The following is a 2,323-nucleotide window of genomic DNA, read 5'->3' as shown; positions in this document are numbered from 1 at the left end:
GGCCGACACAGGGCAGAGTCATCAAGCGAGTCGCCAGATCATCTTCAGCGGCCTGGCATTCCACGTCCTTATCCAGCGACTTGATCTCCTCCTCCACATGCTTGAAGTGTCGATACAGTCTCATCAGATTTTTTTTGTACGGCTCAGAAATTGAACTCGCCTCAAGCAGCTCCGGTAGCGCGTTGATCGACTTGAAGCCCGGGGCCAGGCTCACGCCAACTTCGAGAAGCGCGGCGTGAATCCGATTGACGGTTGCGGTGCGATCCTTGATGAACGAGTCTCGGGTGGAGTTCAGCATGGCTAGCACTTGTTGGGCCTGAGTTTTTACCGGTACAAAACGCATCGCCGGACGAGTCGCGGCTTCGCAGATCGCCTCGGCATCGGCGAAGTCATTTTTGTTGCTTTTCACGTAGGGACGCACGAGATGAGGCGCGATGAGTCTGGCCGTATGCCCTAACTTGGCGGCCTCCTGTGCCATGAAGTGGGCGCCGCCACAGGCTTCCATCACGATGGTGCAGGGCTCGAGATTTGCCAGGTGCTGCATGAGCGTTACCCGATTGAATTTTTTTCGGTACAGCTCGTGACCACGATCATCCTGTGCATGTAGATGAAAGGTGTGTTTTCCCAGATCGATGGCGGCAATAGCTACTTTGCTCATGGCAATGATCTCCGATAAGCCCCCTGTGAAAGCTTAGTGGTCGATCACAGGGGGCGGCGGGGGTAGCCATTTCATTAGGGGAATGTGTTGTCAGTGAAAATGTGTTCCGACAGATAGCTCAGGGCTTGTTGGGAATCCCGTACTTGCGCAAGCGAATGGCAATCGCGCTATGGGAAGTCTGCAACCGCGCCGCCAGCAACCGGCTGGACGGATAGCTGCGATACAGCTGTTCCAGCAGGTTCTTCTCAAAGTCGCCAACCGCCTCTTCCAGGCTGCCGACTTCGCCGTCATTCTGCCGCTCCACTGCCGTGCGGGCGATGTCCAGGTCGTCGATGTCCACCAGCGGATTTTCGCAAATCGCCGCCGCGCGAAAGATCACGTTTTGCAATTGCCGCACGTTGCCCGGCCAGCGGTTGCCGAGCAGGGCGCTGAAGGTGCTCGGCGCCAGACGACACGCTGGTCGCTGGATCTGCGCGCAGGCCTGTTGCATGAAGTGATTGGCCATCAGCAGGATGTCGTGACCGCGCTCGCGCAGCGGTGGCACTTGCAGGTTGAGCACGTTGAGGCGGTAGAACAGGTCTTCGCGAAAACGCCCTTCGGCGACCATTTTCTCCAGGTCGCGGTGGGTCGCGCTGAGCACCCGCACATTGACCCGCACTTCCTTGTCGCCACCGACCCGACGGAAGCAGCCATCGCTCAGGAAACGCAGCAACTTGGCTTGCAGGTACGGCGACATTTCCCCCACTTCATCGAGGAACACCGTGCCTTGGTCGGCCAGTTCCAGCAGGCCGAGCTTGCCGCCCCGTTGCGCGCCGGTGAAGGCGCCGGGGGCGTAGCCGAACAGCTCGCTCTCGGCCAGGCTCTCCGGCAGCGCGGCGCAGTTCAGGGCCAAAAACGGCGCATCGTGCCGTGGGCTGATGGCATGACAGGCACGGGCCACCAATTCCTTGCCGGTGCCGGTTTCACCCTGGATCAGCAGCGGCGCATCGAGGGCCGCCACCCGTTGCGCACGGGCCTTGAGCGCGCGGATCGGTGGCGATTCGCCGAGCAGCGCATCGAAGCCTTCGGCATGGTCATGGTGCAGCGCCGACAGGCGTTCGCCAATGCGGTTCGGTTGATACAGGGTGAGCAGGGCGCCGGCGTCGGTGATCGGCATCGCGTCGAGCAGCAAGGTCTGGCCACCGAGGCTGACCTCGTGCATCGGCAGGCGGAAATGCTGAGCGATCAGGGTGCGCTGCAAATCGGCATCGTCGAACAGCGTGGTCAGCGATTCACCGGCCGGTTCGCGTCCGCACAGGGCGATCAGCGCCGGGTTGGCCAGCAACACGTGACCTCGGTCATCCACCGCCAGCACCGGGTCGGAACTGGCTGCCAGCAAGGCGTCCAGTTGCAGGCGCCGGCGTTGCCCCGGAAGGATGTCGACCATGGTCACCGCTTGCACACCACGCACGTCGAAAAGTGCCTCGCGCAGCTCCTCCAGCACCTCGGCGCCGAGGGTCGGCGCGTCAATGTAGACGTTCGGCGGCACCATCTCCACGGCGTCCAGGTTGAAACTGCGTCCACCGAGCAGGGCCAGCACTTCCTGGGTGATACCGACGCGGTCGATGAAGGTGACGTGGATGCGCATGACGGGCCTGCAAGATTGGCGAACCGAATCAGTATGCC

The 2,323-nt window shown here is 61.5% G+C and carries 2 protein-coding genes; both read right to left on the bottom strand.

The annotated features are described in order from the left end of the window. The coding region (locus tag ACXRVY_RS24860; protein WP_458238504.1) for an IS110 family RNA-guided transposase at positions 1–658 on the bottom strand (658 nt) is incomplete at its 3' end. A 118-nt stretch (positions 659–776) separates the two neighbouring features. Continuing rightward, positions 777–2,285, bottom strand: coding sequence for a sigma-54-dependent transcriptional regulator (locus ACXRVY_RS24855; RefSeq protein ID WP_223464001.1), 1,509 nt, complete (start codon positions 2,283–2,285; stop codon positions 777–779). Positions 2,286–2,323 lie beyond the last annotated feature (38 nt).

This window comes from Pseudomonas sp. P5_A2_2 (assembly GCF_054177685.1).
The sequence above is the reverse complement of the archived record's forward strand: the minus strand, read 5'-3'. Positions and strand labels throughout refer to the sequence as shown.

Excerpts from the sequence above, each read along its gene's own strand:
- ACXRVY_RS24855 (WP_223464001.1), bottom strand. The coding sequence starts at position 2,285 with ATGCGCATCCACGTCACCTTCATCGACCGCGTCGGTATCACCCAGGAA.